This is a genomic window from Arthrobacter sp. TmtSoilC48 (assembly GCF_059739425.1).
Map to the genome: position 1 here is coordinate 4,169,791 of NZ_AP046049.1, position 25,434 is coordinate 4,195,224.

At 62.7% G+C, this 25,434-nt stretch carries 21 protein-coding genes and 1 riboswitch; of the genes, 9 read left to right on the forward strand and 12 right to left on the reverse strand.

Annotated features, from left to right (window positions below):
- Nucleotides 1-61 precede the first annotated feature (61 nt).
- From AC6I97_RS19205 to speB, 3 genes are all read right to left on the reverse strand, one after another.
- Nucleotides 62-544, reverse strand: coding sequence for a MarR family winged helix-turn-helix transcriptional regulator (locus AC6I97_RS19205; protein ID WP_224166602.1), 483 nt, complete (start codon nt 542-544; stop codon nt 62-64).
- A 140-nt stretch (nt 545-684) separates the two neighbouring features.
- Nucleotides 685-2,388, reverse strand: a complete 1,704-nt coding sequence (locus AC6I97_RS19210) for a thiamine pyrophosphate-binding protein (RefSeq protein WP_497946087.1) — start codon at nt 2,386-2,388, stop codon at nt 685-687.
- Nucleotides 2,385-3,455, reverse strand: a complete 1,071-nt coding sequence (gene speB / locus AC6I97_RS19215; protein WP_224166600.1) for an agmatinase — start codon at nt 3,453-3,455, stop codon at nt 2,385-2,387. Before speB ends, AC6I97_RS19210 begins: the two co-directional genes overlap by 4 nt.
- A 232-nt stretch (nt 3,456-3,687) precedes the next feature.
- Here speB and AC6I97_RS19220 point away from each other — a divergent pair, with 232 nt between their 5' ends.
- A complete protein-coding gene (locus tag AC6I97_RS19220; protein WP_497946089.1) occupies nt 3,688-5,661 on the forward strand; it encodes an APC family permease in 1,974 nt (657 codons plus the stop codon).
- 34 nt (nt 5,662-5,695) lie between these two features.
- On the opposite strand, the gene AC6I97_RS19225 is transcribed toward AC6I97_RS19220, so the two are convergent.
- Nucleotides 5,696-6,271: a helix-turn-helix domain-containing protein gene (locus AC6I97_RS19225; RefSeq protein ID WP_224093801.1), complete on the reverse strand. Its 576-nt coding sequence runs from the start codon at nt 6,269-6,271 to the stop codon at nt 5,696-5,698.
- Nucleotides 6,272-6,536: 265 nt separating this feature from the next.
- Here AC6I97_RS19225 and AC6I97_RS19230 point away from each other — a divergent pair, with 265 nt between their 5' ends.
- Nucleotides 6,537-8,078: a sodium:solute symporter family protein gene (locus AC6I97_RS19230; RefSeq protein WP_497946091.1), complete on the forward strand. Its 1,542-nt coding sequence runs from the start codon at nt 6,537-6,539 to the stop codon at nt 8,076-8,078.
- A 162-nt stretch (nt 8,079-8,240) separates the two neighbouring features.
- A riboswitch (SAM riboswitch) is annotated at nt 8,241-8,360 on the forward strand.
- 15 nt (nt 8,361-8,375) lie between these two features.
- On the forward strand, nt 8,376-8,675 hold the full coding sequence (locus tag AC6I97_RS19235; protein ID WP_224093798.1) for a hypothetical protein: 300 nt from the start codon (nt 8,376-8,378) through the stop codon (nt 8,673-8,675).
- A 9-nt stretch (nt 8,676-8,684) separates the two neighbouring features.
- On the opposite strand, the gene AC6I97_RS19240 is transcribed toward AC6I97_RS19235, so the two are convergent.
- Nucleotides 8,685-8,879 (reverse strand): hypothetical protein, encoded by a 195-nt coding sequence (locus tag AC6I97_RS19240; protein WP_224093790.1) that lies wholly within the window; start codon nt 8,877-8,879, stop codon nt 8,685-8,687.
- A 278-nt stretch (nt 8,880-9,157) separates the two neighbouring features.
- On the opposite strand from AC6I97_RS19240, the gene AC6I97_RS19245 reads away from it, so the two are divergent.
- From AC6I97_RS19245 to AC6I97_RS19255, 3 genes are all read left to right on the forward strand, one after another.
- Nucleotides 9,158-10,321 carry a VIT1/CCC1 transporter family protein gene (locus tag AC6I97_RS19245; protein ID WP_497946093.1) on the forward strand — a complete coding sequence of 388 codons (1,164 nt, stop codon included), beginning with the start codon at nt 9,158-9,160 and terminating at the stop codon, nt 10,319-10,321.
- 144 nt (nt 10,322-10,465) lie between these two features.
- Entirely contained in the window at nt 10,466-11,278 is an 813-nt protein-coding gene (locus AC6I97_RS19250; RefSeq protein WP_497947211.1) for a matrixin family metalloprotease, read from the forward strand.
- 117 nt (nt 11,279-11,395) lie between these two features.
- On the forward strand, nt 11,396-12,310 hold the full coding sequence (locus AC6I97_RS19255) for a matrixin family metalloprotease (RefSeq protein WP_497946095.1): 915 nt from the start codon (nt 11,396-11,398) through the stop codon (nt 12,308-12,310).
- Nucleotides 12,311-12,344: 34 nt separating this feature from the next.
- Here the strand turns inward: AC6I97_RS19255 and AC6I97_RS19260 are convergent, their stop codons facing one another.
- Nucleotides 12,345-13,481, reverse strand: coding sequence for an LOG family protein (locus tag AC6I97_RS19260; RefSeq protein ID WP_497947214.1), 1,137 nt, complete (start codon nt 13,479-13,481; stop codon nt 12,345-12,347).
- A gap of 74 nt (nt 13,482-13,555) precedes the next feature.
- Between AC6I97_RS19260 and AC6I97_RS19265 the strand changes: the two genes are divergently transcribed.
- Both AC6I97_RS19265 and AC6I97_RS19270 read left to right on the forward strand, forming a co-directional pair.
- Nucleotides 13,556-14,359 (forward strand): gamma-glutamyl-gamma-aminobutyrate hydrolase family protein, encoded by an 804-nt coding sequence (locus AC6I97_RS19265; RefSeq protein WP_309926998.1) that lies wholly within the window; start codon nt 13,556-13,558, stop codon nt 14,357-14,359.
- A gap of 127 nt (nt 14,360-14,486) precedes the next feature.
- On the forward strand, nt 14,487-17,387 hold the full coding sequence (locus AC6I97_RS19270; protein WP_497946097.1) for a chitobiase/beta-hexosaminidase C-terminal domain-containing protein: 2,901 nt from the start codon (nt 14,487-14,489) through the stop codon (nt 17,385-17,387).
- 355 nt (nt 17,388-17,742) lie between these two features.
- On the opposite strand, the gene AC6I97_RS19275 is transcribed toward AC6I97_RS19270, so the two are convergent.
- From AC6I97_RS19275 to AC6I97_RS19285, 3 genes are all read right to left on the reverse strand, one after another.
- Nucleotides 17,743-18,768: a Gfo/Idh/MocA family oxidoreductase gene (locus AC6I97_RS19275; protein ID WP_497946099.1), complete on the reverse strand. Its 1,026-nt coding sequence runs from the start codon at nt 18,766-18,768 to the stop codon at nt 17,743-17,745.
- Between the two features lie 81 nt (nt 18,769-18,849).
- Nucleotides 18,850-19,869, reverse strand: a complete 1,020-nt coding sequence (locus AC6I97_RS19280; RefSeq protein WP_497946101.1) for a sugar phosphate isomerase/epimerase family protein — start codon at nt 19,867-19,869, stop codon at nt 18,850-18,852.
- Nucleotides 19,866-21,053, reverse strand: coding sequence for a Gfo/Idh/MocA family protein (locus tag AC6I97_RS19285; protein ID WP_497946103.1), 1,188 nt, complete (start codon nt 21,051-21,053; stop codon nt 19,866-19,868). The genes AC6I97_RS19280 and AC6I97_RS19285 overlap by 4 nt, the downstream gene beginning before the upstream one ends.
- Nucleotides 21,054-21,212: 159 nt before the next feature.
- On the opposite strand from AC6I97_RS19285, the gene AC6I97_RS19290 reads away from it, so the two are divergent.
- The gene (locus tag AC6I97_RS19290; protein WP_497946105.1) at nt 21,213-22,214 is read left to right on the forward strand and encodes a LacI family DNA-binding transcriptional regulator; all 1,002 of its coding nucleotides are present in this window, start codon (nt 21,213-21,215) and stop codon (nt 22,212-22,214) included.
- 63 nt (nt 22,215-22,277) lie between these two features.
- Here the strand turns inward: AC6I97_RS19290 and AC6I97_RS19295 are convergent, their stop codons facing one another.
- From AC6I97_RS19295 to AC6I97_RS19305, 3 genes are all read right to left on the reverse strand, one after another.
- Complete coding sequence (locus tag AC6I97_RS19295) at nt 22,278-23,204, reverse strand: ATP-binding cassette domain-containing protein (protein WP_224093764.1); 927 nt, start codon at nt 23,202-23,204, stop codon at nt 22,278-22,280.
- A 13-nt stretch (nt 23,205-23,217) separates the two neighbouring features.
- Nucleotides 23,218-24,276 carry an ABC transporter permease gene (locus AC6I97_RS19300; protein WP_224166587.1) on the reverse strand — a complete coding sequence of 353 codons (1,059 nt, stop codon included), beginning with the start codon at nt 24,274-24,276 and terminating at the stop codon, nt 23,218-23,220.
- Nucleotides 24,277-24,340: 64 nt separating this feature from the next.
- Nucleotides 24,341-25,336 (reverse strand): substrate-binding domain-containing protein, encoded by a 996-nt coding sequence (locus AC6I97_RS19305; protein WP_224166586.1) that lies wholly within the window; start codon nt 25,334-25,336, stop codon nt 24,341-24,343.
- Nucleotides 25,337-25,434 lie beyond the last annotated feature (98 nt).

Below are 25,434 nucleotides of genomic sequence, written 5' to 3' on the forward strand. Positions count from 1 at the left end.
GCCCCGGGGTGGCATTCTGAAGTGGGGTGGCATTCTGAACTGGTGTGGCCATGCGTGGCTCCTAAGCTGTGTGAGTAGTCGTCGTGGAGCCGGCCGCCGTTGCCCGGATTGAGTCCTTGAGGGACGTCGTGAGTTTGTTGATGACCTGGGAGGCCTCGAGAGCGTCCGCCTCGCTCCAGTCCGCCAGGTAATCCCGCAGCCTCACGCTGCGTTGTTCTTCGAAGTCGCGCAGCTTGGCCGCGCCATCCTCCGTCAGGGCAAGGAGCTGGGCCCTGCCGTCCGCCGGATCAGGCCGCCTGGCGACGAAGCCAAGATCCTCGAGTTCGGCGATATGCCTGCTGAGGACCGGCGCACTGACACCCAGGCGCGCAGCCAGCGCCGTTGCCCGGGTCTCCCCCTCGCCGATAAAGCGCATGACGCCCTGGACTGCCATCCCGACGTCGGGAACGCGGGCCATGTGGGCGGTCACCACGCAGCGCAGGGTGCGCTGGAGGTCGAAGATTTGATGCACAAGATCGGTTGCTGTGGCAGAACCGACTGACATGGAAGAACACCCCTTTTTTGTTTGCCTAGAGCAACTATAACCCATATTGATTGCTTTGGGAAACTAAAGAAGAGCCTGGGCTGTTAAAGCAATCAAGCCCCCGCACGGAAAACGTGCGGGGGCTTGATTGCTTTGGGTTCTTAGTGGTCCAGGTGGGTCGGGCCAAACATCTTTAGCAGCGTCTCAACCACGACGACGTTGGGACCATCCGCCTCGAAGGACGCCTTGAGCGCGTCCCCCACTTCCTCCGGGGAAACCCGGCGCGCCGGAACACCGAACGACTCGGCCAGCTTCACGAAGTCCGGGCGTGCGAGCTCAGTGGCCGTGGCCTTTCCGAAAGCACCCACCATGTATTCGCGGAGGATGCCATAGCCGCCGTCGTCCACGATCAGCCAGGTGACCGGGATATTGTGCTGCTTCGCCGTGGCCAACTCCGAGATGGAGTACATCGAGGAACCGTCACCGGAAACAGCAAGCACCCTGCCGGGCTTGCCGGTGGTTTCCAGGCCCACGGCACCGCCGATGGCTGCCGGGAAGCCGTAGCCGAGGCCGCCGGCACCTTGGGCTGAGTGGAATTGGCCCTCGCGGGCGTCCCAGCAACTCCATCCCCAGTACGCGGAGATGGTCATGTCCCAGAAGGTCTGCATGTCGGCCGGAACCGCTTCGCGGATATCCGACATGAATTTCAATTCCTTGGCCAGATCCTGGGATTCAAGGCGTGCCTTGACCTTGGCCAGGGACTCCTTGACCACATCTTCCGGGCTGGTGCCGTGCCAGGACCGAGTCACAGTGTCCGCGGCACCAGCTGCTGCCAGCGCCTCGTCCAAGGCTGCCAGGGCCTGGCCGGCGTCCGCACGGATGCCCAAGCCTGGCCGGTTGGATTCGAGGACGCGCGGTTCGGCGTCGATCTGGATGATGCGGCCGCGGGGTTCGAACGTGAAGTAGTTGGACGTAACCTCACCGAGGGATGAACCGATGACGATCAGCACGTCGGCATCTTCAAGGACATCGGTCATGTACCGGTCCTCGATCCACGACTGCAGCGATAACTCGTGCTTCCACGGGAATGCACCGTTGCCGCCAGGGGTGCAAATGACGGGGGCGCGCAGCTGCTCGGCAATGGACAGCAGCGACTTCTCAGCCCGGCCACGGCGCGTACCGCCGCCTGCGATGATCGCCGGACGTTCCGCCGTCGAAAGCCACTTCACGGCCTCGCGGATCAGCTCGACGCGCGGCGGGTTGTCTGCTGCCTCGGCGAGCGCGTCCTCCACCGGCGGGACCATGATGGGATCCAGCAGGACGTTCTGCGGAATCTCGATCCACACCGGCCCCTGCGGCGAGGAAATGGCCTCGGTCCAGGCGTCCTGGATGGCGGACGGGATGCCCGAGGCATGCTGGATCAGGCGCTGGCTCTTGGTGACGTTCGCGGCCGAAGCCTTCTGGTCGTCCAACTGGTGCAGCATGCCCTTGCGGCGAGCACCCAGGCCCTCAAGCGGAATCTGGCTGGCAACAACCACCATCGGAACACCGGTGGCATACGCCTCCTGCAAACCAGCAAGTGAGGTGAGCGCACCCGGACCGGTGGACAGGAACAGCACGCCCACCTCGCCGGTGGCGCGGGAGTAGCCATCAGCCGCAAACGCCGAATTGTTCTCCACACGCGAAGACACGAAGTGCAGGTTGCCGCGGCCCATGGCGTCAAAGAGGCCCAAAGCGTGCTGTCCGGGGATACCGAAGACCGTCTTGGCACCCAGCGCCTCGAGGGTCTCGACGACGAGGTCCCCACCGTTGCGCTGATCGGTACCCCGGGTTGGCGCCGCAGTGCCTGGATCGAAATCGATCATCGCGTTTCTCCTGCGGTGCCGGTTGCCTGGGCGAGTTCCGCGATGCGGGCACCGAGGGCCTGCTGGGCGTAGCCGTTTGGCGCACCGAGACGGTCGCCTTCCACTGCGTTGTCCGCCATGAGGGTTACCAGTTCATAAGCAACGTGGCTGCCGGCCACGCCCGTGATTTCCGCGTGGTCATAAGCCGGGGCAACTTCCACAATGTCAGCACCAACGAGGTTCATGCCACGGAAGCCACGGATGATCTCAAGGAGTTCCCGGCTGGTGATGCCGCCTGCTTCGGGGGTACCGGTGCCGGGGGCGTGTGCGGGATCCAGGACGTCGATGTCCACGGAGATGTACAGCGGACGGCTTCCGATGCGGTCGCGGATCTTGGCCACCGTCTCCAGGACACCCTGGTAGTAGACGTCAGCGGAGGTGACGATTCCGAAGCCAAAGCGGTGGTCGTCGTCGAGGTCCTTTTTGCCATACAGCGGACCGCGGGTACCCACGTGGCTGATGGCCTCCGTGTCCAGGATGCCTTCTTCCACTGCGCGGCGGAACGGCGTACCGTGCGTGTATTCCGCACCGAAGTAGGTGTCCCAGGTGTCCAGGTGTGCGTCGAAGTGGAGCATGGCCACTGGCTCACCGGCTCGCTCCGCTGCTGCCCTCAGGAGCGGAAGGGCGATGGTGTGGTCGCCACCCAGGGTGACCAGCTTGCTCCCGCTGGCCGTAAGGTCAAGCGCGTTCTGCTGAATGGTCTCAATGGCCTCGTTGATGTTGAACGGGTTCACCGCCATGTCGCCGGCATCCGCCACCTGGATGTTCTCGAAGGGGCTGACATCCCAGGCAGGGTTGTACGGGCGCAGCAGGCGGCTGGCCTCACGCACATGGTTCGCGCCGAAGCGGGCGCCGGGGCGGTAGGAAACACCGGAGTCAAAGGGCACGCCGACAACGGTGACGTCAGCCTTGGAGACCTGGTCCAGGCGGGGCAGGCGGGCGTAGGTGGCAGCACCGGCGTAGCGCGGGATGCGGGACGAATCGATGGGACCAAGGTTCCCGTTGGCCTCAATACGGAGCTCTTCCAAAATGCGCCACTCCTTAGTGGATAGGTCGAGATGAATCAGTAACTGTGACACCCATCATACACTCAAAGTTTCCTAATAAGCATCATATGTTTACAAGTTTCCTTCACGGTCCGGGCCCTATGAGATGCCGGTCACATCCGGCGTAAAGATTCCATAAAAACCGGGGTCCAGGCGCAGAATGCGGCCATACGCTCCTTTGCGTGAGCAGCACCGTGCTGCCCGGAAGGACAACGTGACCACCCTGACGAGGCCGCCAGCCGACCCTGCCGACCGGCACAAAAAGGCATTCCACCTCAAATCATGGCTGCTTGAAGGAATGCCGGATACCTCGGGCAAGCGGCAGGGTCCCCACGGAAAGCCTGCGGAAGCCCACAAACCGCAAGCTTGGTGGAAGGTCATGTGCCTGACAGGCCTGGACTACTTCTCAACGCTGGGCTATCAGCCTGCCATCGCGGCCCTGGCTGCGGGATTACTGTCGCCATTGGCAACGCTGCTGCTGGTCTTCGTCACCTTGGCTGGCGCACTGCCTGTATACCGTCGAGTCGCCAGGGAAAGTCCTCGCGGCGAGGGTTCCATTGCCATGCTCGAGCGTCTGCTCCCCCGGTGGGGTGGCAAGTTGTTCGTCCTGGCACTCCTCGGCTTTGCGGCCACGGATTTCATGATCACCATCACGCTCTCCGCCGCCGACGCCACCGCCCACCTCATTGAGAACCCGTTCGCTCCACACTTCCTGGAAGGCCAGCAGGTTGTCATCACCCTGGCCCTGATTGCAGGACTGGGCATCGTCTTCCTGCGCGGATTCAAGGAAGCCATCAACGTGGCCGTCGTCCTGGTCGCCGCCTTCCTGGCACTGAACCTTGTGGTCGTCATCGTTTCCATCAGCCATGTCTTCACCGAGTCCCGGGTCATCTCAGACTGGTGGACCGCACTGAACACATCCCACGGTGATCCCATCCTGATGATTGCCCTTGCACTGCTGGTTTTCCCGCGGCTGGCCCTTGGCCTCTCAGGGTTCGAGACCGGCGTCGCAGTCATGCCGCAGATCAAGGGAGATCCTTCCGATACTGAAGCCAAGCCGGCGGGACGGATCAAGGGCGCCCACAAGCTCCTGACCACCGCCGCCATCATCATGAGTTCGTTCCTCATAACGTCCAGCTTCACCACCGTCATGCTGATCCCGGCAGCTGAATTCGAACCCGGCGGCAAGGCTGATGGCCGTGCCCTGGCTTTCCTCGCCCACAAGTTCCTGGGCGACGGATTTGGCACGGTGTACGACGTCAGTACCATCGCTATTCTTTGGTTTGCCGGAGCCTCGGCCATGGCGGGCCTCCTAAACCTGGTCCCCAGGTACCTGCCGCGCTACGGCATGGCTCCAGCGTGGGTCCGCGCATTGCGCCCACTCGTCCTGGTCTTCACAGTCATCGCCTTCATCGTGACGATTATTTTCCAAGCCGACGTCAACGCCCAGGGTGGCGCCTATGCCACGGGTGTACTCGTCCTGATCACGTCCGCCTCCATCGCCGTGACCCTGTCCGCCCGGAGAAAGAAACAACGGGCACAGTTCATCGGCTTCGGAGTGGTTTCCCTGGTCTTCATCTACACAACCGTGGTCAACTCGATCGAGCGCCCGGACGGCCTGAAGATCGCCGCGCTGTTCATTCTGGGCATCATGGTGGTGAGCTTCATCTCCAGGATCCGGCGTGCCTTTGAGCTCCGTGCCACGCATATCAAAATGGACCAGACTGCACTCGAATTCACTGCAAACAACGCAGACGGCCCTGTTCGGATCATCGCCCATGAACCAAAGCACCTGAGCGCCGGACGGTACCGGGAGAAGCTCCAACACGCGCAGCAGGCCAACCACCTGCCGCTGGATTGCGATGCGGTATTCATCGAGATCATTGTTGACGACAGCTCGGACTTCGAGCAGGAGCTCCAGGTTGTGGGCAAGAAACGGCACGGCTTCAAGATCCTGGAAGTACACAGCAACAACGTGCCCAACACCCTTGCCGCTGTCCTGCTGCACATCCGCGACGTTACGGGTTTCATGCCGCACATTTACTTCCGCTGGACCGAGGGCAACCCCATCTCCAACCTCAGCAGGTTCCTTTTCTTTGGCGAGGGCGAGATCGCGCCGGTGACCCGCGAGGTACTGCGTGAGGCTGAGCCCGACATCACCCGGCGCCCCTGGGTCCACGTGGGCTGACCCCGCCGCAGCACCCCGCAGGAGCGGGCAAGAGCTACTTACTGGCTGCGGGCACCAGAATCCAGAGGACCTCGACGGTTTCGTCCGTGGGATTGACCCAGGTGTGGGGTTCCCTGCCCGGGAAGGAGAGGGTGTCCCCTTCTTCGAGGTCGTACTCCTCGTTGGTCAGGATGAGCTTGATGCGTCCCTTCACCACGTGAAGGACGTCAACGTCACAGTCCACGGCGTAGAGCTCGTTCTCACCACGGCCCCGTGGCTCGATGGTGGCCTGAAGGATCTGCAGGCGCCGCTCCGAACGGGCCGTTAACAAACGCTCCACAATGCCCTGGCCGCCCAGCGAAATCCGGGGACCGTCGTCGCGCCTGGTCAGGTGCGTTTCGGGAGCGGCAAACAGGTCTCCTACCGACACGGACAGGACCTGGCAAAGGGTTACAAGTGAAGCGACCGACGGTGACGTCAGATCCCTCTCGACACGGCTGAGGAAGCCCTTGGTCAAACCAGTTGCGTCCGCCACTTGCTCAATGGTGAGGCGCTGCGCCTGGCGGGCTGCGCGGATTCTGGAACCAATGGCAACGGGAACGTTGCTTGGTTCAACGGGGAGAGCCTTCATTCACGAACCTTTCAGGCCTGTCATTCGGCCCTGTCATTGCAGCAATAGTAGCGGGACCAGGGGCCGCTGGAGCCCTCAACAGCCCGAGGATGACCAAAGCCCCTTGACTGTTACTCCCATCACAACATATCCTCATAGGCAACAAGTGTTGTCTGTGAGGCACAACACGATCCCCAATCTCCCATCACCAGCACGGAGACTTCGACGCTTCCCAGGCGTATCGTCGAAAACCCAACCTCCGTGCACCAGCTCCAAGGAGCCACTCATGGACTCATCGTTCATAAACATCGCCATTGTGGTGGTGTACCTGCTTGCCATGCTTGCATTCGGCTGGTGGGGCAAGTCCCGCACCAAGAACAACAGCGACTTCCTGGTGGCCGGCCGCCGCCTTGGACCTTTCCTTTACACCGGCACCATGGCCGCAGTTGTCCTCGGTGGGGCATCCACCGTCGGCGGCGTCGGCCTGGGCTACAAGTTCGGCATCTCAGGTATGTGGCTGGTAGTCGCAATCGGCGCCGGCGTGCTCCTCCTGAGCTTGCTCTTCGCCGGCACTATCCAGCGCCTGAAGATCTACACGGTCTCCCAAATGCTGAGCCTTCGCTACGGCAGCAAGGCCACGCAGACCTCCGGAATCGTCATGCTGGCCTACACCCTCATGCTTTGTGCCACATCCACCGGCGCATACGCCACCATCTTTGTGGTCCTCTTCGACTGGGAACGCTGGATGGCGATCGCCGTCGGCGGTGCAATTGTGCTTGTTTACTCGACCATCGGTGGCATGTGGTCCATCACCTTGGCCGACCAGGTCCAGTTCATCATCAAGACCGTAGGCATCTTCTTCCTGATGCTCCCGTTCGTCATGAACGCGGCCGGAGGACTGGACGGCATCCGTGAGCGTGTCGATGCGAGCTTCTTCCAGATCGACGGAATCGGCGTCCAGACGATCATCACCTACTTCGTCGTGTACACACTCGGACTCCTGATCGGCCAGGACATCTGGCAGCGCGTCTTCACGGCCAAGACTCCCAAGGTTGCACGCTGGGGTGGAGCGACCGCCGGCGTTTACTGCATCCTCTACGGTGTGGCCGGTGCATTGATCGGCCTGGCCGCCCGCGTAGCACTGCCCAATATCGATGTCGCCAACCTCGGCAAGGACGTGGTCTACGCCGAAGTGGCAACCCACATCCTGCCCATCGGCATCGGCGGCCTGGTCATGGCCGCAGCTGTTGCAGCCATGATGTCCACCGCTTCGGGTGCCCTGATTGCCGCCGCCACGGTGGCCCGCGCAGATGTTGTTCCGTTCGTGGCCAGCTGGTTCGGCAAGACCATCAACACGGACGACACCGAAAACCCCGAGCACGACGTCAAGGCCAACCGTTACTGGGTTCTTGGCCTGGGCATCGTCGCGGTGCTGATCTCCATGGCCGCGCAGGACGTGGTTGTTGCCCTCACCATTGCTTACGACATCCTTGTGGGCGGCCTCCTCGTCGCGATTCTTGGCGGCCTGGTGTGGAAGCGCGGCACTGGTATCGCTGCTGCATGGTCCATGGCAGTGGGCTCGGTATTGACGTTGGCCTTGTTGATTCTGTTCGCCACTGGAGTCATTCCAAGCGTCGATGGCGTCTACGCCAACGAGCCCATCTACTACGGCCTCGCGGCCTCGTTCGTCGCCTACGTGGTGATTTCCCTCCTCACGCCGCCCACCGAACCCGAAGTCCGGGCCGCTTGGGAAAAGCGCGTGGCCGGAGCGGTATCTGACGAATTGCCCTTGGAAGCCCACCCCGTCAGCAGCCACAACGCCAGCTAACGGCCCAGGGCCGCAAGGCATCAGATAAGAACTGAACAAAGCAATGTTCGACGGCGGCGCCGCCCCTTCCCGGGGCAGCGCCGCCGTTGCGCTGTGCGGGGGCGAGCGGATCCGAGGGCCACACTTCTCCCGGACAGCACTCCTCCAGTACAGTGGTCCCAGCTTCAAGAGAGGTGGCGCCAAGCTCCGACTGGCCACACACCAACCCCATGTTCACGGGTGGTTCGGATGAGGAAGCGGCCCGCCCCGGACCAGAGACAACCGAGCGGGCAAGAGCACTCCCCAAAGGAGCAGTCCTTGCCGTACCAAGGCGTTACCACCCCAAGCCAAAGCAGCCCCACCAAAACCGAAGCGCCCACTGTTCCGGTGATTCCCGGCGTCGACCTTGTCCTTGGGACGGTGACGCTGTTCCTGAACGGTGGCCTGGCCCGGTTCCGGCACCCCGAAGCGCGCCTGTTGGCGCATGCCCTTGCCCAGGCTGTGCGTCCATCGCGGTGGTGTGAATCGTCGAGGACGTTGACGGTGACTGTTGCAGCGCTCGGGCGTCCGGCGGGACTGGAGCGGCATTTCACCTTCGGTGAAGATGGCCCTGCCTAAGAAACGGTCCTAGAATTCCTCGTCTTCTTCCCCGCGGAATTCTTCGGTTTCATCCAGGGGGACAACCCGCTCGTCGTCATCCGGGACGTCGATTTCCTCCACCCAGGGTTCGTCGACTTCCTGGTCATCGCTGTAATCGTAGGCGGGATCCGACTCGATGGTCTCCCGTTCGGGGTGGTTGGCGTGCGGTTCGGTGGTGTCCATGCTGCAACCTCCGTCTGGTGGGCTGGCAAGCAGCCTGCTGACCGAGTGCGGGGAGGGCCCCCGCCCCTGTCCTTCCATCTGAGCACTGTGCCTGAAGAGGGTCAAGGCAACGGCCCACATGGACCCAGGGAAAGGCTCCAGGCAGAGGATTGCAGCTTCGAAAATTAAGGCATGCCGAACATTCCAGCTAAGGAATACCGGCCAAAAATCCCCGCCAATAAGCGGTACAGTGGGCGTGCAATGGGGCCGCAACTACCCCACCCAGCACAGGAGAAAAAGTGCAGAAGCACCAGGAATCCCACGGTTCGTCGAGCCCCGCTCCGGACCCCGCCCCCGGATCCGGAACACCGTCCCAACCAGCCCGGCCCACACCGGCGGACATCAGGCGCTGGCGTCAATACCTGGCCGACGAGCGTGCCGAAGCCGCCGTCTACCGGGAACTCGCCCAGCGTCGTGACGGCGAAGAACGGCAGATCCTGCTCGCCCTGGCCGAGGCCGAGGGAAGGCACGAGGCACACTGGCTCAAGCTCTTGGGAGAACACGCCGGAATGCCGAAGGGAGCTTCCACCCGCAGCCAGCTGCTGGGCTTCCTGGCCCGGCACTTTGGTTCCGTGTTCGTCCTCGCGTTGGCGCAGCGCGCGGAAGGCCGCTCCCCCTACGGAGCCGAACCTGCCGCGACTCCAGCCATGGTTGCCGACGAACAAATCCACGAAGAAGTTGTCAGGGGCCTTGCCACGCGTGGCCGCAACAGGCTCTCCGGTACCTTCCGTGCCGCTGTTTTTGGCGCCAACGATGGCCTGGTGAGCAACCTTTCACTGGTTATGGGTATGGCAGCAACCGGCGTTCCCAGCCCGGTGGTCCTCATGAGTGGCGTGGCCGGTTTGCTGGCCGGCGCCCTGTCCATGGGTGCTGGCGAGTACGTTTCGGTCCGCTCGCAACGGGAGTTGCTCAGCGCCACGCTGCCCACGCAGGCAACCCTCACAGCCGCCCCTTCTTTGGACATCGAGCACAACGAGCTTGTGCTGGTGTACTTGGCCCGCGGCATGACCCGTGAGGCAGCCGAGCACCGTGCCGCCGAACGCATGGGACTCTTCAGCTGCGACTGCGATCCCAGCCTCTCCTTGCAACCGGAGAAGGAGCAACCCGCTGACAACCACGAAACCGTGGGGTCTGCCTGGGGCGCTGCGATGTCCAGCTTCTGCTTCTTCGCCTCGGGTGCGGTCGTGCCCATCCTTCCGTTTATTTTCGGCATCACGGGTGTGGCGGCACTGATAGTAGCCGGTGTGCTGGTGGGGATCGCGCTCCTGGCGACCGGCGCCGTCGTCGGGCTGTTGTCCGGGACCTCACCGCTGAGCCGTGGCTTCCGGCAGCTGGCGATCGGCCTGGGCGCCGCGGCCGCCACCTACGGGCTTGGCCTCGCGTTCGGAACGATGATCGTCTAGGCGGTAATGTTGGTTCGTCCTCCGCGCGGCCCCGCGTGACCGGGGCGTAGGGAATGGAGAACCGTGGATTCGGAGCAGCCGCCATTGCGCGCGCCAAAACACCGTCGTGCGGGCACAACCCTCCGAATTCTTCGCGGCGTCCTCATGGCCGGTGTCGCCGCGGTGGTGGCCGTCCTTGTCAGCGGTTTGCTCCACGGCGATCCCCGGATCATCGGGCTGTTTCCGGGCGTGGCCCTGCCCAATTCGCCCAAAAGCGAGCCGATCCAACAGACCCCGGCACGCGCCCTGGACGCGCCGCCTCCAGGAATCGACGAGGCGGACGCCCCGCTGGCATCGCCGCCGCCCCCAGCCAACGCCAGCGATTCATATAAGTTCCTGGCAACCAACGACGACGGCACTCCGGTTGGGTACTCGCCGTGCCGTCCCCTGCACTACGTGGTGAACGACGCCACCGCGCCTGAGGGTACGGATTCACTGCTTGCCACCGCAATCGCCAATATTTCCGCGGCGTCCGGAATCCAGTTCATCAACGATGGCAGCACCGATGAGTTGCCCACCACTAAACGGGAACCCTACCAACCGTCCAAGTATGGTGACCGGTGGGCACCCTTGCTCATTTCGTGGACCACGCCCGAGGCCGCTCCGGCGCTGGCTGAGACCGTCATCGGTACGGGCGGCAGCACCATGTACTCACTCAACAACGGTCCCAAGAGCTACATCACGGGCAGCCTGGAGCTCGACACCCCGCAAGTGGCGGAGCTTCTGGCCGAGGAGGGCGGTTCGGACTACGTGCTGGCGGTCATGCAGCACGAACTGGGGCACGTCATGGGTTTGGATCATGTTGATGATCCGGTTCAGCTGATGTACCCGGAGATCGGCGCCCCTGACGGGTTGGCTGCCGGCGACCTGAACGGCCTTCACCTCCTGGCCTCGGCTCCTTGCCGCAAGGACATCTGAAGCAGCGCAGCTTCCCAGGAATCGGCATGGACTCGCGGTCCCATGGGTTCTATCCTGACGGAAGCGGCCGACGGCGGCGCCCCACCGTCCGATTGGGCCGTCCCGTGAGGGGGTTCGATGGAACCTTATGGGTCGCCAGAGTGGCCAGACCCCTATCCCCCGCCGCCTTACCACCCGGAAGCCAAGCCGCCGCCCAGGCCTCCCATCAAGCACAGCAGCATCGCGGCCATCCTGTTCCTGTTCGGCATCCTTGGTTTGGTCTGCGCCGGCGCCTACTTCAGCGGCGAACTTCAAAGGTTCTGGTCCGATTCCACGACGCAGAGCCAGGCGCCGCGGCCCGGGCTGGTTCCTTTTGGCCAGCGTCAGGATCCGCTGCCCGGATTTGAGGAAGCAGACGCTCCCCTGGGCACGCCGGCGCCGTTGCAACGGACCAGCACTTCTTACAAATTCCTGGTCGTCAAGGAAGACGGCACTCCCCTTGCCTACTCCCCTTGCCGGCCGATTCACTACGTCGTGAACTCAAACCTGGCCCCAACAAGCTGGTATTCGATGGTGGAGGAAGCAGTTCGGCAGGCCAGCCTCGCCTCCGGGCTGCAGTTCATTTATGACGGTCCGACGTCCGAAATCCCCAGCACCAACAGGGCCGGGTACCAGCCCACCACATACGGGGACCGCTGGGCGCCGGTGCTCATTGCCTGGACCACACCGGAGCAGGTGCCGCGGCTGACCGGACAAACGGTGGGCTTGGGCGGAAGTTCCTCCATCGGCCTGAGCAACGGCTATAAGGCCTACGTGACCGGGTCGGTGTCGTTGGATGCACCGCAGTTTGCCGGGATCATGGACACACCCCAGGGCAAGGAAGTGGGCACGGCCGTGATCATGCACGAACTTGGACACGTTCTTGGCTTGGACCATGTGGATGACCCCCGCCAGCTGATGTACGACCAAGCCTCGTGGGTTCGCGAGTACGCTGCCGGGGACAAGACGGGCCTTGCCCAACTCGGCTCAGGCCCCTGCAGCAAGGACTTCTAGCTGCAGCAAGGACTTCTAGCCGCAGCAAGGACTTTTAGCCCGCGGCCACGACCGCGAGCGCGTCCTCCACCGTGTCCACCAGGAAGATTCTGTTCGCCATGGGCCGCCCGGCCGCGAGGCTTCGCAGCATCGGCCAGGCCGGGTAGGTCCGTTCCCAATGCTCGCGGCCCACCAGGACCATGGGAGTGATGGTTTCGGGGGCACCGTAATAGTTCTCGCACGCGTCCTGGAAGATCTCCTGCACGGTTCCGGCAGAACCGGGCAGGAACACGATTCCGCCGTTGCAAAGCTCCAGGAGGATCGCTTCGCGGATTGCGTTGGCGAAGTACTTGGCGATGTGCGTGGCGAACAGGTTGGGTGGCTCATGGCCGTAGAACCAGGTGGGTATCCCCAGCGTCGCTGTGCCTTCCGGGTAACGTTCGACGACGGCGGCTGCTTGCCGCGCCCAAGCCGTCACCGAGGGCCTGAACCCCGGTATGGAAGCGAGCGTGTGCAGCGCTGTGGTGGAATCGGCGTCGGGCAGTCCGCTGAGGTAGGCGCCCATGTTGGCTGCTTCCATGGCGCCAGGGCCACCGCCGGTTGCCACTGTGAATCCGGCTTGCGCGAGCAAGCGCCCCAGCCGCGCGGCGTCGGCGAATTCCTTGGTTCCGCGTTGCGCTGCGTGTCCGCCCATGACGCCCACGAGTTTGGTGCCTGCCAGGTCCCCGTCTTGCAGCAGCTCGTCCAGGGCGTCGCCGATCGCGTGGTCGTGCAGGGCCGCGGCGAGCGTTGCGTCAAGGCTTGCCCGCTTTCCCGGAAGGATGCTCCACTGGTAAATCCTCGCATCCAGGGTGGCTTCATACTCTGCAGTGGAGATGTCCTCGTAAAGTTCCCTGGCCGTGTAGAGGGTGCCTCGATAGGGGTTGAAGGGCACGCCGCGCATCTTGGGAAAGATGAGCGCGCCGCGGCTTCGAAGGCTCTCCTCGATGCCGTCGTCGAAAGTGCATCCGAGGAAGATCGCGCCCTGCGGGTCCAGCATTTTCAATTCCCGCGAGCGTCCGCGAAGGTCCAGCGACTGCGCGTGCCAGCCGTGCATGGATCCCGCCCCGGACGTAACCAGTTTGTCGAAATGAACGATGCTTTCGACGTCGAGCGTCCGCGGACTTGGGTTCAAGGCACCGGAGGGATTCATGGCATCAGCGTAGTAGTGCTCAACGGCTTGAGTCCCGTTTACGCGCAGGGCGATGTTCCGTTGCATGATGAAGCATGAAGACTTCAGATGAGGGCGGCGCTGGCGCCCGGCCGCGTATCGGAGTTCCGATTCGCCTTAGCAGCTCGGACAATCCCGACGCCCGCGTGGGCGAAGCCAACCAACTCTTCACATTTATTGTGGATTTGCTCCGTGAAGCGGGTGCGCAGCCGGTGTTGCTGACCCCTGTGTCGGCCGACAGTGCCGGGCGTCTGGCTTCTGTCATGAAAACGCTCGACGGCGTGCTGCTGCCCGGTGGCGGGGACCTGGAACCGCGTCTTTATGGCCAGGACCCGGAGGATTCGGTGTATGACGTCAACCCGGAACAGGATCACCTGGACATTGACGTCGCACGGGCCACGATCGACGCCGGCCTTCCGCTGCTGGGGATCTGCCGCGGCCACCAGTTGTTGAACGTCCTTTACGGCGGGACGTTGATCCAGGACATGGCACCGTCTGCCGTGAACCACAATGGCCTGGATCCGGACGACCCCAGTGCCGGTGAGTGGGCATGGCATGACGTTGTGCTTGCACCAGGATCGAAGACCGCCGCACTCTATGGCGCTCCGGAGGGGACTTCCATCAAGATTGCTTCGGGGCATCACCAGGCGGTGGCCAGGGTGGGCGAAGGGCTGGTGGTTACAGCGATCGCCGACGACGGCACCGTGGAAGCGCTTGAAGATCCTTCCCGTTGGGTTGCCTCGGTGCAATGGCATCCGGAGGCGTCCCAGCTTCCCGATAACGAGCGGCTGGCACCTTTTAAAGCGTTCGTAGAAGTGTGCCGGAACCCTACCCAGGCCCGGCCTGGAGGAGTACAGTAGCGCTCACTGCATCGCTTTCAGCTCTGCTGAAAGCTCGGCCAGCGCATAACTCCATTCGAATGACGTCCCGTGGGCGTCGTAAGTTTGCCGGCTGGGGGGCCCAACATCTGCTCAAAGGAGCATGGTTGTGGACCGTCCAAAATACGTCCGTCGTCCGAATCGGCAACCCCGTCTCTTCAGCTTCCTGGGCTTGATGCTTGCTCCGGCTTTGGCCTTCGCGGGACTCGTCGCATTTTCCATCGCCCCTGCGTCGGCGGCCGTTCCGCCGTGCGCAGGAACCGGCGGGGCCATGCAGATCGTGGCTCACACGGACGATGACCTGCTTTTCCTCAGTCCGGACTTCATGAGGGACATCCAGGCCAAACGCTGCGTCCAAACGGTATTCACCACGGCGGGCGAGGCTGGCGAGGGTGCCGTGTATTGGAAGAGCCTGGAAGCTGGAATCAGGGCCAGCTACTCCAAGATGGCAGGAGTGTCTGATTCGTGGACCACCTCGGATGCAGGGGTTCCCAACCGTCCGCTGACCATGCAAACCCTCAATGGCGCACCCAATATCTCGGTGGTGTTCATGCGCCTTCCCGATGGTTTCCCGAACGGTGACGGCAGTGCGGCGTACAACGACCAAAGCATCCTCAAACTCTGGGACGGACGGCTTTCCTCCATCAGGCCCGTGGACAACGCAGCCACTTTTACCAAGTCGCAGTTCCAGACCGCACTGAACCGGCTGGTGGCCAACTTCCAACCGACCACGTTCCGCACGCAGGACTGGACCGGCAACTTCAACAGCCCCTACGATCACAGCGACCATTGGGCAACCGCCAAATTCGCCCAACTGGCTACGCGCAGCTACACCGGCCCACACACCTCCCTGGCCTACGACGCCTACGTGATTGACGAGTACCCCCAGAACGTGACCGGTGCCGAACTCACCACGAAAGTGGACACCTTCGTGCGGTTCGCGGATTTCGACATGTACATCTGCAGCAGTCCCGGGGAAGGCTGCCCCGATTCCCCCTACGATGAGTGGCTGAAACGGCAATACATCACAGCCATTGAATGGGTGGGCAACGCTGCGAAATCGGCAGGGACCACCGTCACGGCGTCATCCCAGAAAGCAACAGCCCAGAGCCCGGAAAAAGCCCGGGATGGGTATGCGTGGGGCACCCCCATGGACGCAACGCGTGAATGGGTGACAGCCGCTGAAAAGGCGGGCAGCTGGATTCAATACAACTTCTCCCCCACAAGGACCATCAACTCGGTGACCTTGTTCGACCGGCCGCTCCTCTCCGACCAAGTGACCGGAGGAAACCTGTTGTTCTCGGATGGAAGCACTGTGGCAGTCCCGGCGCTTCCCAACAACGGTTCCGGGCTCACCATCAACTTCCCGTCCAAGACCGTGAGCTCGGTCCGTTTGAACATCACTTCAGTCAGCTCCACCACCACCAACGCCGGTTTGGCCGAGTTCGAGGCCTATCTCGGAACGGACAACGTCGCCCCCGTGGTCACGGCAACACCTCCGGGTGGAACATACGCGGTGGGCCAGTCCATCACCCTCTCCGCCAATGAGACGGCGACGATCTACTACACCACGGACGGCAGCAACCCCACCACGGCGAGCGGCAAGTACGCCAGTCCCATCCCGCTGAACGGCCCGATGACCCTGAAGTACTTCGCCGTTGACGGCGCGAATAATTCGTCTGCCGTGGCCACCCAGACGTATTCGACAGGCCCTGATATCACCAAGCCTGTGGTGACAGCCAGCCCTGTGGGCGGTGCCTACGCAGCGGGTACCACCATCACCTTGGCCGCCAACGAACCGGCGGAAATCCGCTACACCACGGACGGCACCGATCCCCTCACCGCCGGCCTGCTGTATACCGCGCCGATAACGTTCAATGGGCCGGACCCCATGACCCTGAAGTACTTTGCCAAAGATACGGCCGGAAATACGTCCGACATCGCAACGCAGACCTACACGATCCCGCCGGACACGACAGCTCCGGTGGTGACGGCCAATCCCACCTCGCGGGCCTTGGCCAGCGGCGCCACGATCACGCTGACAGCCAACGAGCCTGGGGCGGCCATCTACTACACCACCGACGGCAGCACCCCAACGGCGACGGAGTCTGCTTCCAACATCAAGTACTCCAGCCCGATCGTGATGGGCAGCTCCACCCTGACGTTGAAATACATAGGCGTGGACGCGGCAGGCAACACGTCCTCCGTCGGTACCCAGACGTACACCGTTCCCATAGCCGGACCGCCGTCGGCCCATGACTTCAACGGCGACGGCCGCGCTGACGTCCTTGCGGCTGACACCGCCGGCAACCTGTACCTGTACCCGGGCAACGGCGCGGGCGGGCTCTCCCCCAGGCAACTCGCCTTGCCTGCGCCGGCCTGGTCAACCAACACGGACACCATCACCCCTGGCGACTTCAACAGCGACGGAAAACCGGACGTCCTGGCACGATCCGGGGACGTGCTGTGGTTCTACCCCGGTGACGGTGCCGGCAGTTTTGGCGCACGGAAGCAAGTCAGCACCGGTTGGAGCACCATGACACAGCTCTTCTCACCAGGGGATTTCAGCGGTGACGGAATACCCGATTTCATGGGACGCCGCAGCAATGGCGACCTCCGCTTGTATGAAGGAAATGGTGCTGGAGGACAGCGGACTCCCTACACAGTCGGCTGGGGTTGGGGCGTCATGAATGCCATCTTCAGCACCGGCGATTTCAACAGTGATGGCAAGGCAGATGTACTGGCGCGGCGCACCGATACAGGCGCATTATGGCTATATCCGGGCAATGGTTCCGGGGGCTGGCTGCAATGGACGCAGATCGGGACGGGCTGGGGAACCCGCACTGCGCTGGCCGGACCACGGGACCTTGACGGCGACGGCAAGAACGACGTCGTAGGCCGCATCGGAGACACTTTGTGGCTCTATCCCGGATCGGGAAGCGGAACGCTCAGCAACGTTCCGCCCGTCAGCCTCGGCTCGGGCTGGCAGGCAATGAAGGTCATCGCCTGATCAGCCCCCATAGACCTGGCGCGGGTCGGAGTTTTCCCCCAGACTCATCCGGCCCGCGTCAGCTACGTCCGATCCTCTCGCACATCGGCCCCCCTTTCGGCCGATCCTCTCGCACATCGGGCCCCCTTCCGGCCGATCCTCTCGCACATCGGACCCCTTTTTGGCCGATCCTCGCTCAGCTCCCGCGCGCGGTAGGACCCGACGTCGGCACCAGGGCCAAGTGCCGGCGTCGTGGCTTTCCTGAAGCAAGGGAGAGAGGAAAGCCGGCAATCCCCAAGGATGTGAGAGAACGATGGGAAAAGGCCGCAGGATGTGAGAGAACGATGGTAAAAAGGCCGCAGGATGTGAGAGAAGATCAGGGGGCGACGCGGACCGGGACGCCGGTTTCGAGGGATTCCTGGGCGGCGTCAGCAACCTTGGAAGCAGCGACGGCGTCCTCGGGCGTGCATGGATTCTTGCGCTCTCCCAGGACCAATTCCACGAACGCAGCCATCTCGGAACGGTACGCCTGGTCGAAGCGCTCAGCAAAGGTCTGATGGGACTTGCCGGACGGGAACGCAACCCCTGGCTCAGCTGAACGGACAGCCATCTGGTCATCCATGCCAACCACCACCGAGCCTTCCGAGCCTTGAAGTTCCAGCCGCACGTCATGCCCGGCCCCGTTGTAACGGCTGGCCGAAACCGTACCCACCGTGCCGTCGTCGAACGTTACTACCGCCAGGGCGGTATCGACGTCGCCCACCTCACCGATCGCGGGGTCGCCATTGTTGGAGCCCTTGGCATAGACCTCCACAATTTCCTTGCCCGTGAGCCAGCGAAGGATGTCGAAATCGTGGACGGAGCAGTCCCGGAACAGCCCGCCCGAGGTTGCCAGGAACTGAACGGGCGGCGGGGTCATGTCGCAGGTGAGGGCGCGGACGGAGTGGATCCAGCCCAACTCCCCGGCTTCGTAGGCGCGCTTGGCTTCCAGGTAGCCGGCATCGAATCGGCGTTGGTGGCCGATCTGCACGGTTCCATCCTTGTCGCGGATGTACTCAAGGACTGGCAAGGAATCCGCCACATTCACGGCCACGGGCTTCTCACAGAACACCGGGATTCCAGCATCGACGCCCGCGCGGATGAGGTCCGGGTGTGTCGCCGTTCCGGTTGCGATGACCAGCCCGTCCACCCCCGAAGAGATCAGCTCCGCCACTGAAGCCACGAATTCCGCTCCAAAGTCAGCGGCCACAGAACGGGCGTGCTCCTCCGCCACGTCGGTCAGCTTGAGTTGGACCTGGACACCTTCCGGGTTCAGGACTTGGTTGAGCGAGGTGATGTTCCTGGCATGCATTACACCGATCCGGCCAACACCCACCAGGCCAAGGGTCACTTGCTTGATCATTATCTGTCTCCGTCAGTGCAGCAGAAGTTGAGTCTTAAGAGGGATTCTTGAGGCGACACTAAACCTTGTCAGTTTGTCCTGTCAAATGGCACTAGCCGCAGAGGCGTTCAGTGCCGCGTCGGCTTCCTTAAGGACCTTTGCCGCAACTTCAAGTCCTTCGATGCGGCCAAGGGAAACGTCCTCGTGTTCGATGTTGACCAGCATGTTGGGGTCAACCTCGTAAAGGGCACGGAGGAACTCGGTCCAAAACGCTGTGTCGTGCCCGCGGCCCAAGGCAACAAAGTCCCAGGCGGAGTTCTTGGGCCATTCGTTGGCCCACTCGTCGCCGCCCAGGTTGGTGCGGGGCTCATCCGGTGAGAGCCGGCGGAAGCTGTTGTCCAGCACGCCGTAGAGCGCAGCATTTTCCTTGTTGACGCGGACGTCCTTGGCAGCGGCCTGGAACACGAGAGGCCCGAGTTCTCGGACCACGGCCACCGGGTCCATCTGCTGCCAGAACAGGTGGGAAGCGTCCAGTTCAACGCCCACATGGGTGGCGCCGGTGAGCTCGATCAGCTTGTAGACATCGGCGGTGTTGAAGACGATGTTCTGCGGGTGCAGTTCCAGCGCCACCTTGACGTCGTGGTCGGCAGCGAGGCGGTCGGTTTCCTTCCAGAACTCAGCAGCCACGCCCCACTGGTAATCCAGCACATCCAGGGCCGCAGAGTTCCAGGCGTTGACCACCCAGTTGACGGTGGTGGCTCCTGGTTCTCCGCCTGGCAGGCCGGACATGGTGACCACGCGGTTTTGGCCGAGGCGGTGGGCCAAACGAATGGAGCGGCGGATGTCTTCCGCGTGCTTTTCGCCGATCTCACGCTTGGGGTGCAGCGGGTTGCCGTTGCAGTTCAGTCCCGCAATGGAAACGCCGGTGCCCTCGAAGATCGCCAGGTAGTCGTCGCGCGCAGCGTCGCTTTCCAGGATCTGGTCAAAAGTGGGGACGTGCACGGCAGGCAGGAACCCGCCGGTGTTGATCTCGATGCCCGTGAGGCCCAGATCGGCAATGACCTTCAGTGCTTCCGGGAGCGGACGGTCGTGCAGGATCGCGTTGTAGACGCCGAGCTTCATAGCGTGATCTTCTTTCCGTTGTTAAGGGCGGATTCGGTGACGGCTCCGAGGAGTTCCATGTTGCGGACACCTTCGTCAAAGGTGGCGCAGCGGGGCAGGGATGATTCTTCGTTGAGGCCTGCGACCTCTTCGAGGAATGCCCGTGCCTGGTAGCCGAAGGCGTCGTTCTGGCCGAAGCCAACTTCCGGGGCGTCCATGGCGAGGCCGCCGGCGATGTAGGGGTGGCCGGGGCCGAGGCTGACTTGACGGTAGCCGTTTTCATTTCCGGAACCATCGTTGAGGAACAGCTGGATTTCGGACGGCCGGCGCTGGTCGAACTTGGCGGCGCCGTTCTCGCAGAAGACCTCAAACTGGAGGCCGTTGGCGTGACCGGCTGCGACGCGGGAAACTTCGAAGCTTCCAGCACCATTCGCGAACTCTGCATTGAAGGCCGCGTAGTCATCGTTCTCGACGGCCTCGAACGTGTCACTGACGGCAACGTGGTCGTGGCCCGTGACGGCCGCGAGAGGCAGGGGCCGCTTGTCGATCGCCGTGGCGAGCCGGCCACCGCTGATGGATTTGATGTCGCCACACAGGAATTCGGAGACATACGTCAGGTGACTTCCGACGTCGGCAAGCGCACCGGAGCCGGGGCCGCCCTTGTAGCGCCAGCTCATGGGAGCCGAAGGGCTGAAGCCGTAGTCGGTCCAGTACCGGCCACTGAAGTGCAGGACATTACCCAGGACGCCACTGCGGATCAGGTCACGGATGTAGGCGATGCCCGGAGTCCGGCGGAACGTGAAGCCGATACGGGCCAGTGTTCCACGGGTTTCAGCAGCGCGGGCAGCGTCAGCCATGGCGCGGGCGTCTTCCAACGTGTCACTGAGGGGCTTTTCGCAGAGAACGTGTTTGCCGGCAGCGAGCAGGCCTTCCACCACTTCGCGGTGCAGCGAGTTGGCGATAACCACGCTGACGACGTCGATGTCGTCAGCTTCTGCGATGGCCTGCCAGGACGTGTCGTTGCGCTCGTAGCCAAAACGGCGGGCAGCGAGGGAACCGAATTCGGCGTTGACGTCACCGATCGAGACCAGGCGGACCGGGGGCAGCACGGGGCTGTAGAGGGCAGATGCCGTGCGGTATGCAGCAGCATGGGCTTTGCCCGCCATGCCTGCACCGATGACGGCGACGCCGAGGCTTTCAGCCATTGATTTCTCCTTTGAAATTTCGCCGCCGCGCGGGGCGCAGGACGGCATTTTGTAGCGCTACAATTTTTGCACTGGGTTTGAGCGTAACTATGTCTATATGTCCTGTCAATCCTTAACCGACTATCCTCAAGGACAGACAAGAAAGGCACACCGATTCCGTTGAACAGCGCACAGACCCGACGCCCCACCCTCTACGACGTCGCCACCCAGGCCGGAGTCTCGCCGTCGTTGGTTTCCTTGTTCCTCAAGGACCCGGGGAAGATCAGCGAAAAGCGTCGGGACGCCGTCCAAAAGGCCATCCACGATCTTGGCTACCGGCCCAGCCGCGCTGCCACAACCCTCGCCAGCAACCGCACCAAGAGCATTGGCCTGGTGATCGACGATTACCGGAATCTCTGGTTTGTAGACCTCCTCCGTGGGATGGAATCGGTTCTTTCAGACCTCGGCTACCAGGTCATGCTCGCGGACTCGCGGCCAGGAGAGAACCGCATCAAGGAAGCGACGGACGGCCTGCTGGCCATGCACGTGGATGCCCTGGTCCTTGCGGCCGAACCCAGCGAGTCCATGCTCACCAAAACGTGGGTCCCCACCGTGGTTGCCGGATGGCGGAATGGCATCCCGACAGGTGTGGACCTGATAACCAACGACGACGACCGCGGGGGCTCCATGGCAGCGGACCACCTGCTGGGGTTGGGCCACAGCCGCATCGGCCACCTTTCAGGGTCCGACGGCGCGTCAGCACACCGGCGCGCCGGTTACCAACGCGCCCTGGACGCTGCCGGCGTCGAAGTCGTCATCGGCGAGTCTGCAGGAACGTCGGAAGAAGACGGATACGGCTCCGCCTGTTGGCTTCTGGACCACCACCCGGACACCACAGCAATCTTCGCCGCCAACGACACCATGGCGCTCGGCGCTTTCGCCGCCATCAAGGCCCGCGGACTTTCAGTCCCCAAGGACATTTCAGTGATCGGGTACGACAACTCCCCGTTGGCCAAGTCGCGCTTCCTGGACCTCACGTCCATCGATAACCGAAGCGACCTTGTGGGCGTGGACGCAGCGCGAAGGCTGCTGGCCCGTATCGAAGATCCAACGCTGGAGCCGGAGCGGAAGCTCATTGAGCCGACGCTTGTACTTCGCGGCACGACGTCGGCCGTTCGCTAACGAACCGGACACGACTCCGCCCGGAGCCATCAGGCGCTCCGGGCAGAAGTCCGCCGAACAAGCCTAGTGCCGCTTCGTGGCACCCTCCGGGGCAGCATCAGCCACACCCGCCACTTCGGCCTTGACCTCTTCAAGCGCATCGGAATGCCCGCCGAGCTGCTCCAACTCATGGGCCAACTCCGCCAGCTCTGCACCGCCGGCCATCTGGGCCGTCAGCTCATCCAAGGTGATGTCCTTCTTGTCGTAATAGCCGATCGACTTGCCCCGCTTGAGCAGCAGGAAGCGGTCCCCCACAGGGAAGGCGTGGTGCGGGTTGTGGGTAATGAAGATGACGCCGAGGCCGCGGTCGCGGGCCTGCAGGATGTACCGAAGCACCACGCCGGACTGCTTCACGCCAAGGGCGGCTGTGGGCTCATCCAGGATCAGCACCTTCGCGCCGAAGTACACGGCCCGGGCGATGGCGACACACTGGCGTTCGCCGCCCGAGAGCTGGCCGATGGGCTGGTCAACGTCGCGGAGGTCGATGCCCATCTCCGCCAACTCCTTCAGCGTGATGTCCTTCATCTTCTGGACATCCATGCTCTTGAACGGACCGAATCCGCTGATCAGTTCCGAGCCAAGGAAGAAGTTACGCCAAATGGGCATCAGTGGAACCACTGCCAGGTCTTGATACACGGTGGCGATACCGGCGTCGAGGGCGTCCCTTGGTGAATTGAACTTCCGGTCATCGCCCATCACCTGCAATGTGCCTTCGTCATGCTGGTGCAGGCCCGCGATGATCTTGATCAGCGTTGACTTTCCGGCCCCATTGTCTCCCAGGACGCAGGTGACCCGGCCGTTGTCCACCGCCATGGTTACATCGCGCAGGGCGATGATGTTGCCGTAGTGCTTGCCTACTCCCTCGAGCGAAAGCAGGTGCACGGGTGTGTGCGTCAACGGGTCCTTCTCGTTTTTCAGCAATGTCTGCTGGTCGATCTGTTGTGCGTTCATTGTTCCGGCCCCTTTACTTGAGCTCTGCCCGGCGCTTGACGATCAGGTTCACGATAGTGGCCAGCAGGAGCATCAAGCCCAGGAAGAACTTGAACCAGTCTGGATTCCATTGTGCGTACACGATGCCCTTGTTGGCCATGCCAAAGATGAACGCACCGATAGCGCCACCTACGGCCGAGCCGTAGCCGCCTGTCAGGAGGCACCCACCGATGACGGCAGCAATGATGTAGAGGAACTCGTTGCCAACACCTTCACCGGACTGCACGGCATCGAAGGCAAAGAGATTGTGCATGCCCAGGATCCAGCCGCAGAAACCAACAGCCATAAAGAGGCCGATCTTGGTCTTGGTCACCGGGACACCAACGGCGCGGGCAGCATTGGCGTCGCCGCCCACGGCGAAGATCCAGTTGCCTACGCGGGTGCGCAACAGGATCCACGATGCCACTGCCACCAGGATGATCCAGAAGAACACCGTGATCTTGACTTCCACTCCGCCGATGCTGATGGAGGAGGCGAAGACCGCCCGTGCCGATTCGAACCCGTCCAGCTTGGAGATCGACGGCGAGGAGACGCTGCCGCCGATAAGGCGGGTGAGTGCCAGATTGAGGCCTGTCAGCATGAGGAAGGTCGCCAGGGTGACGATGAAGCTCGGAAGTTTGGTCTTGACGAGAATCCAGCCGTTGATGAATCCAATGCCCAGCGAGACAACCAGTGCCAACGTGACACCAACCCATGCATTCAGTGAGAAGTTCCAGCTGAAGAGCGAGGCGGTGAGGGCGGAGGAGATCACGGCCACACCTGTGGAAAGGTCGAACTCACCGCCGATCATCAACAGGGAAACCCCTACTGCCATGATGCCAATGGTCGATGAACCGTAGAGCACGGTGGCCAGCGCGTTCGGTTGCGTGAACGTCTGGGAAACGGAGGCGAAGAAAATGAAAAGAACTACGGCTCCGACCAGTGCACCGACCTCGGGTCTCGCCAGGAACTTTTGGATCGGACTACGGCGTCCGACCCGTTCGTCGCCAGGGGCCTTGGCCCCCGCCGGCGGCAGAGTTGTTGTATTTGCCATAGGAATGACTCCTTGTTGGTCAGGCTGCGCGACGGTTCCCCGCCGCGCAGCCGGATGCCTGGATCTAGCGGACGCCCTGCTGGGCGAACTTGAGGACATCTGAGGCGTTGGTCTTGTCCACGATGGTTGGCCCGGTCAGAACAGGCTGGCCGCCGCCGATCTTGAAACCGCCGCGCTTTGCCTGCCACAGGGCATCGACAGACATGTAGCCCTGAAGCCATGGCTGCTGGTCAACGGTGAAGATCACTTGGCCGTCAACGATCTTCTGGGCGAGATCGGCATTGAGGTCGAAGCTGGCCACCTTGGCCGAACTGCCTGCGTCAGTGACGGACTTGAGCAGGGTGAGGGTGATGGGGGCGCCAAGACCGATGATCACATCGGCATCTTTGGACGCCTGGAGTTTCGCTGTAGCCGTCGACTGGACCGCGGTCATGTCCTTGCCATCGACGTAGAGGATTTCTGTTGCCGGCACCTTTGCTTTCACGCCGGCGCAGCGCGCTTCCAGGCCGACGTGACCCTGCTGCTGGATGACGCAAACGGGGTGCTTGTAGCCTTCTGCAGCGAGACGGGTGCCCACCGCTTCGCCTGCAAGCTGCTCGTTCGATCCGAAGTGAGTGAAAGCGCCCAGCTGGCTGGAAACGGATTCACCGGCGTTCAGGCTCACAACCGGGATGCCCGCAGCGGTGGCCTTTTTCAGGACATCCTTCAAGGCGTCCGGGGTTGCCAGCGTGACAGCAATGCCGTCCACCTTCTGGTCGATGGCCTGCTGAACAAGCTGCGCCTGGCGTCCGGCTTCGGGATCGCTTGTGTACAGGAGTTCTACGTTGTCCTTGCTCGATGCTTCTTCTGCGCCCTTGCGGACAATATCCCAGAACGTGTCCCCGGCCGCCGCATGCGTAATAAGGGCTACTTTGATGCGCGCCGTGCTGGCCACCTGCCCGGCGGCTGCACCTCCGCCGGAATCTGCCGGTTTTCCGCCCTGGCTCGAACAGGCGCTCAGGGCCACCAATGGAACCACTGCTGCGACGACCGCCGCTTTGCGCCACGAGAATTTTGCCACCGTTATCTCCTTTGATGTCAGCTTCGGGCGTCCGGGGACTCGTGCCCGGATCGCCTGCTACCTCGATCATGGTGACTCGCCTCACACTTTGTCAATAC

Coding starts and splice junctions, on each gene's coding strand:
- AC6I97_RS19240 (WP_224093790.1), bottom strand. CDS start 8,879: ATGGACACCACCGAACCGCACGCCAACCACCCCGAACGGGAGACCATC.
- AC6I97_RS19280 (WP_497946101.1), bottom strand. CDS start 19,869: ATGAAGCTCGGCGTCTACAACGCGATCCTGCACGACCGTCCGCTCCCG.
- AC6I97_RS19300 (WP_224166587.1), bottom strand. CDS start 24,276: ATGGCAAATACAACAACTCTGCCGCCGGCGGGGGCCAAGGCCCCTGGC.
- AC6I97_RS19205 (WP_224166602.1), bottom strand. CDS start 544: ATGTCAGTCGGTTCTGCCACAGCAACCGATCTTGTGCATCAAATCTTC.
- AC6I97_RS19250 (WP_497947211.1), top strand. CDS start 10,466: ATGGCCGGTGTCGCCGCGGTGGTGGCCGTCCTTGTCAGCGGTTTGCTC.
- AC6I97_RS19265 (WP_309926998.1), top strand. CDS start 13,556: ATGAAGACTTCAGATGAGGGCGGCGCTGGCGCCCGGCCGCGTATCGGA.
- AC6I97_RS19285 (WP_497946103.1), bottom strand. CDS start 21,053: ATGGCTGAAAGCCTCGGCGTCGCCGTCATCGGTGCAGGCATGGCGGGC.
- AC6I97_RS19275 (WP_497946099.1), bottom strand. CDS start 18,768: ATGATCAAGCAAGTGACCCTTGGCCTGGTGGGTGTTGGCCGGATCGGT.
- AC6I97_RS19230 (WP_497946091.1), top strand. CDS start 6,537: ATGGACTCATCGTTCATAAACATCGCCATTGTGGTGGTGTACCTGCTT.
- AC6I97_RS19210 (WP_497946087.1), bottom strand. CDS start 2,388: ATGATCGATTTCGATCCAGGCACTGCGGCGCCAACCCGGGGTACCGAT.
- AC6I97_RS19225 (WP_224093801.1), bottom strand. CDS start 6,271: ATGAAGGCTCTCCCCGTTGAACCAAGCAACGTTCCCGTTGCCATTGGT.
- AC6I97_RS19295 (WP_224093764.1), bottom strand. CDS start 23,204: ATGAACGCACAACAGATCGACCAGCAGACATTGCTGAAAAACGAGAAG.
- AC6I97_RS19255 (WP_497946095.1), top strand. CDS start 11,396: ATGGAACCTTATGGGTCGCCAGAGTGGCCAGACCCCTATCCCCCGCCG.
- AC6I97_RS19260 (WP_497947214.1), bottom strand. CDS start 13,481: ATGAATCCCTCCGGTGCCTTGAACCCAAGTCCGCGGACGCTCGACGTC.